Annotated in this window: 6 protein-coding genes; 2 read left to right on the top strand and 4 right to left on the bottom strand. The window is 60.6% G+C overall.

Going from position 1 to position 4,721, the window contains the following annotated elements:
- Positions 1–70 precede the first annotated feature (70 nt).
- Together NUV89_RS27770 and NUV89_RS27765 are read right to left on the bottom strand one after the other, a co-directional pair.
- Entirely contained in the window at positions 71–463 is a 393-nt protein-coding gene (locus NUV89_RS27770) for a VOC family protein (RefSeq protein ID WP_257783833.1), read from the bottom strand.
- 40 nt (positions 464–503) lie between these two features.
- Positions 504–683 carry a hypothetical protein gene (locus NUV89_RS27765; protein WP_257783832.1) on the bottom strand — a complete coding sequence of 60 codons (180 nt, stop codon included), beginning with the start codon at positions 681–683 and terminating at the stop codon, positions 504–506.
- A 128-nt stretch (positions 684–811) separates the two neighbouring features.
- On the opposite strand from NUV89_RS27765, the gene NUV89_RS27760 reads away from it, so the two are divergent.
- Positions 812–1,735 carry a LysR substrate-binding domain-containing protein gene (locus NUV89_RS27760; protein ID WP_017736314.1) on the top strand — a complete coding sequence of 308 codons (924 nt, stop codon included), beginning with the start codon at positions 812–814 and terminating at the stop codon, positions 1,733–1,735.
- A gap of 55 nt (positions 1,736–1,790) precedes the next feature.
- Complete coding sequence (locus NUV89_RS27755) at positions 1,791–2,153, top strand: 5-carboxymethyl-2-hydroxymuconate Delta-isomerase (protein ID WP_257783831.1); 363 nt, start codon at positions 1,791–1,793, stop codon at positions 2,151–2,153.
- Positions 2,154–2,263: 110 nt separating this feature from the next.
- Here NUV89_RS27755 and NUV89_RS27750 read toward each other — a convergent pair whose 3' ends face one another.
- Complete coding sequence (locus NUV89_RS27750; RefSeq protein WP_257783830.1) at positions 2,264–3,199, bottom strand: LysR family transcriptional regulator; 936 nt, start codon at positions 3,197–3,199, stop codon at positions 2,264–2,266.
- Positions 3,200–3,336: 137 nt separating this feature from the next.
- Positions 3,337–4,524 (bottom strand): cyanate transporter, encoded by a 1,188-nt coding sequence (locus tag NUV89_RS27745; RefSeq protein ID WP_257783829.1) that lies wholly within the window; start codon positions 4,522–4,524, stop codon positions 3,337–3,339.
- Positions 4,525–4,721 lie beyond the last annotated feature (197 nt).

The raw sequence follows: 4,721 nt of genomic DNA, 5'->3' as shown, positions 1-4,721 counted from the left end.
GGTCAGTTAGCGAATTTACATCTGCCCCACCGCCTTCGCGAGCAAGCCCGCTCCCACACTGGTTCAATACTCAGCCCGAAATTGGCGTGCACAACTCGACAAGGGTCCCATCCGGGCAACGCACATAAGAAACCACTTGACCCCAAGGCTTGGCGCTCGGCGCCGACAACTCGGTGGCGCCCTGTGCAAGGGCCCGGGCATGGGCGACGAGCACATCCTCAGTCACAAAGCCCACCTCCATGCCCAAGGGTTGTTTGGACGCATGCGCCTGCACATGCCCGCCCTTGAAATTCATCTCGCCCAGTTCATGCGCGGCAAACGAGAGGGTGGTACCACCGGTTTCCAGCTCACCATACGTCCCCGACTCATGCAGGAAGCGGCGACTGAAACCGAAGGCCTTTTCGAAGAATTCCAGGGAGGCGGCCACGTCGGGCACGTAGATGATGGTGTAGGCAAATTTCATGATTCAGCGGTCCTTGCTCAAAGAGTGACAGTAAGGTGGATTATGAGACCAACAGCGCAATGGGAAACCCCCAGGCCAGCACCAGGAACGCTAACAGCGCCGCCAGGCACAAGCCGACGAGCACGCGCAGCAGCGTCCTCACGGTGGCATTGGCGATGAATTGGACAACCCAGATACAGAACCCGGCCACGACAATGGCCAAGGCGATAATGACCAGCACGATGGTGTTCCTGTGACCCTGGAAAGCTGATTTATAGTCCCAAAGCCCTTCGATGAACAGTGTGCACATAGACGCAGCCCCGCGGGCTTTCTAAACTGCGGCTTGTCTTGGGGAAGGGGCAGGCGCCGATGAATCGCAATGAATTACGCAAGGCCGACATCAACCTGATGGTGGTCTTCGAAGCACTGATGCTGGAGCGCAACGTCACGCGGGTCGCCGAAAAGCTGTTTCTCGGCCAGCCCACCATCAGTTCGGCGCTCAACCGTCTGCGCACCTTGTTCAACGATCCGCTGTTCATTCGCGTCGGCCACCGCATGGAACCCACGGCGCGCGCCGAGGAAATCATCCAGCACCTGTCGCCAGCCCTGGATTCGCTGTCGTCGGCCTTGAGCCTGACCCACGACTTCGACCCGTCCATCAGCACCATGACCTTTCGCATCGGCCTGTCCGATGATGTCGAGTTTGGCCTGTTGCCACCGTTGCTGCGCAGCTTGCGCCAGGAAGCGCCGAATGTGGTGTTCGTGGTGCAGCATGTGGACTACTGGCGTATTCCCGACCTGCTCGCGTCCGGTGACATCACCGTCGGCATCACCCAGACCCGTGGCCTGCCGGCGAATGCAAAGCGCAAGCTGTTGCGGCATATCCTCCCGCGCATCCTGCGTGCCGACGCGTCCGACACACCGCTGACCCTCGATGAATATTGCTCACGGCCCCATGTGCTGGTGTCCCACACCGCCAACGTGTCGGGGTTTGCCGATGAGTGGCTGGCGGAAATCGGCCGCAAGCGCCAGGTGGTGTTGTCGGTGCCGCAATACAGCGCGTTGCCGGCGCTGCTGGCCGGCACCGACCTGATCGCCAGCCTGCCGGACTACACCGCCGAGGCCATGGCCGTGTCAGGCCACTTGTTTTGTGAGCCGTTTCCGTTCGAGACGCCGACCCTGGATTTGTCCATGGTCTGGCTCAGCCATGTGGACACCGACCCGGCCGAGCGCTGGGTGCGCTCACGGCTGGAGGCGTTTATGAGTGACCGGGGGCAGGCAAGCCAAGCCTGAGGGTTTTATCCGTGATATATCTAGGAATCTACCTACGTAAAGCTCGGAGCCACCCATGCCGCACCTGCACCTGGAATACACCGCCAACCTGACAGGCCTTGCTGTTGAGAAAACCCTGTTGCGGCTCAATAACGTGCTGATGGTGTCTGGCCAGTTCGGGTCTGAATTCGATATCAAAAGTCGCGCGGTCAAGGTCGAGACGTTCCAGGTGGGCACGTCCCTCGATCCACGCGGCTTTGTCGCGGTGAAGTTATCACTGCTCAGCGGTCGTTCGCCGCAGGTCAAGAAGCAGTTGTCGGAAAGCCTGCTGGCGGCCTTGCAGGATCTGGGCGACTGGCCGGCGGATATCCAGGTTCAGCTGAGTGTCCTGCTGGTCGACATGGATCGTGATTCCTACAGCAAAGTCGCCATCGGCTGACTTACACACCTGTGGCGAGGGAGCTTGCTCCCGCTGGAGTGCGAAGCGCTCCCAAGATTTTTGGGGCTGCTACGCAACCCAGCGGGAGCAAGCTCCCTCGCCACAGGGGGTTATAGCAAGCCCTGGTCGGCGCAGACTTTTACCACCTGCTCTCTGAACCAGGTATTGGCACTGTCCTGTTCACTGGTTTCATTCCACTGCATATCCAGGGTGAACCCCGGCAAGCCGTTGGGCGCTTCGCAATGGCCAAACACGCTGGCCGGTGCCAGCAGTTTTTGCACGCGGCGCGGCAGGGTCACGATGAAGTCAGTGCCGGTGATCATCTTCAGCGCCGCGCCGTAGCTGTTGGCGCGGGCGATTACCTGGCGCTTGTGGGCCTGGCGCGCCAGCCAGCCGTCGATCATGTTGGTGTCGGAGGTCCACGGCGTGGGGAACACATGGCGCCGTTCGACGAAGGATTGCAGGCTGAACGCCGGTTCCCTCGGCGCCGAGCGCTTGTCGAACACACACACCAGGTCGTCTTCCAGCAGCATCTGCGTCTTGAAGTCTTTGTGGGCGCGATGAAAGTGCGGGCCGAAGCAGATCACCAGGTCCAGGCGGCCTTCGCGCAGGTCATCGGCGGGGATGTCGGTCTCCAGCTTCTGCACATTGACGATCACCGGCAGGTCGGCACGGTCGAAGGTCTTCAGCAGGCGCGGCAGAATCAACTGTTCGAAGTATTCCGGCGCGCGCACATTGAAGGTCACCGCCTTTTGCGTCGGATCGAACGCCTGGCCACCGGCGTGGCACAGGTTGATGCTTTCGAGGATCTTCTGCACATGGCCATACATGCTGGTGGCCTTGTACGTCGGACGCATGCCCGCCCGCGTGTTGATAAACAGCTCATCTTCAAAACTGGTGCGCAGTTTCTTCAGGCTGTAGCTCACGGTGGACTGGCTGACGAACAACGTTTCGGACACGTCGGTAACGCTGCTCTGGTCGTAGACGGCGATAAACACCATCAGGTCCTGCATATCGAGCTTTCTGAGCAAGTTACTGTTTAACATCGGTTTCGTCCGTAAACCCGTTGTACCGAACTCAGTACAAGACAGCGCAAAAGCTTAACGGAACGGCCGTGCCATTAGAAAGCTCTGTAGGGCGATTCTATGTTTGGCGTGGGACAAATACTGTTAGCAACACGACGTCAGCGGATATGCCGCGCGTAATGCTGGGGATTGAAGCGCGTGACCATCAACAGCATCACTACCACCACTGCGGTCAGCGCCCACCACGCCCATTCGAAGCTGCCCAACTGGTCACGGATCATTCCCGCGATCAGCGGCGACAAGCCCGCAATCAGGTAGCCGATACCTTGCACGAAGGCCGTGAGGCCACCGGCGCGGCGCGGGTTGTCGAGGTGGTCGAGGGACAGGATCAGGCTCATCGGGAACAGGCCGCCAATGCCCAGGCCCAGCAGGCAAGGCCACAACAGGCTGAGGTGTTGTGGGCTGAGGATCAGGCCGCAGAAGCCGAGGATAATCAGCACCAGCAGCACCGCGACCACCCCGCGTTTATCCTGGCGCCGGTTGGCGATGGCCGGGGTGACCAAGCCGGAGACCACTTCCATCGCGGTCAAAAAGCCCAGCAGCAAACCGGCGTTCTGTTCACTCCAGCCTTGCTCCACGTAGTACGGCGCCAGCCAGGCGAGTACGCAGGTGTAGGACGCCGTACCAAGACCAAAAAAGATCGCCAGCAGCCAGGCGCGACGGTTGCCGAAAAACGACTCTTGCTGAGTGGAACCGGCCTGCGCCAACGGCGGCAATGCCGCGCGCTGCGCGTACCAGAACACCAGCGCCAACCCGGCGAGCACCGCCCACACCGCCAGGCCGATCCGCCAACTGCCGGTCTGCACCTGCACGAACGGCGCGAACGACGCCGCCAATGCCGCGCCGCCCATGATGGCGGTCACGTACAACCCCATGAACAGCGACACGTTGGCGCTGAACCGCGACTTTATCAGCGCCGGCATCAACGCCTGGATCAAGGCAATCCCGACCCCGGCGGCAATCGCGCTGACGATCAACTCCAGCGCCGAATCCAGGACCAACCGCGACAGCGTCGCCAGGCCAATCACCACCAGCGACAGCACAATGCTGCGGTGCTCACCGAGACGCCTGGCCACGCCCATGCCGAAAAACATCGCCAACCCCATGGCCATCACCGGCAACATCGTCAGCAAGGCCGCGCTGCTGAAACTCAACGGCACATCGCCGCGAATCGACGACAACAACGGACCCACGGCTGCCATCGACGGGCGCAGGTTGAGGGCGACCAGCACCACGCTGATTATCAGCCAAACGGCAGTGGTGGGTTTTGCCTGAACGTTTTCCATGGGCCTGCCTTGAATGAGCGAGGGCGAATCAGGCCATGGGCGGGGCAGGGGGGCAAATGAGAAAGTCGCAGGCACTATCTAAAAATTGCAGGTGACCGACACACCACCTCTCTAAATGTGGAGACTGGTTTATGTGGGAGCGGGCTTGCTCGCGAAAGCGGTGCATCAGTCAACACCTTCAGTGACTGACACACTGC

The sequence above is a fragment of the Pseudomonas sp. 18.1.10 genome (assembly GCF_024655625.1).
GTDB lineage: Bacteria > Pseudomonadota > Gammaproteobacteria > Pseudomonadales > Pseudomonadaceae > Aquipseudomonas.
This window is presented reverse-complemented; position numbering and strand designations above follow the sequence as displayed.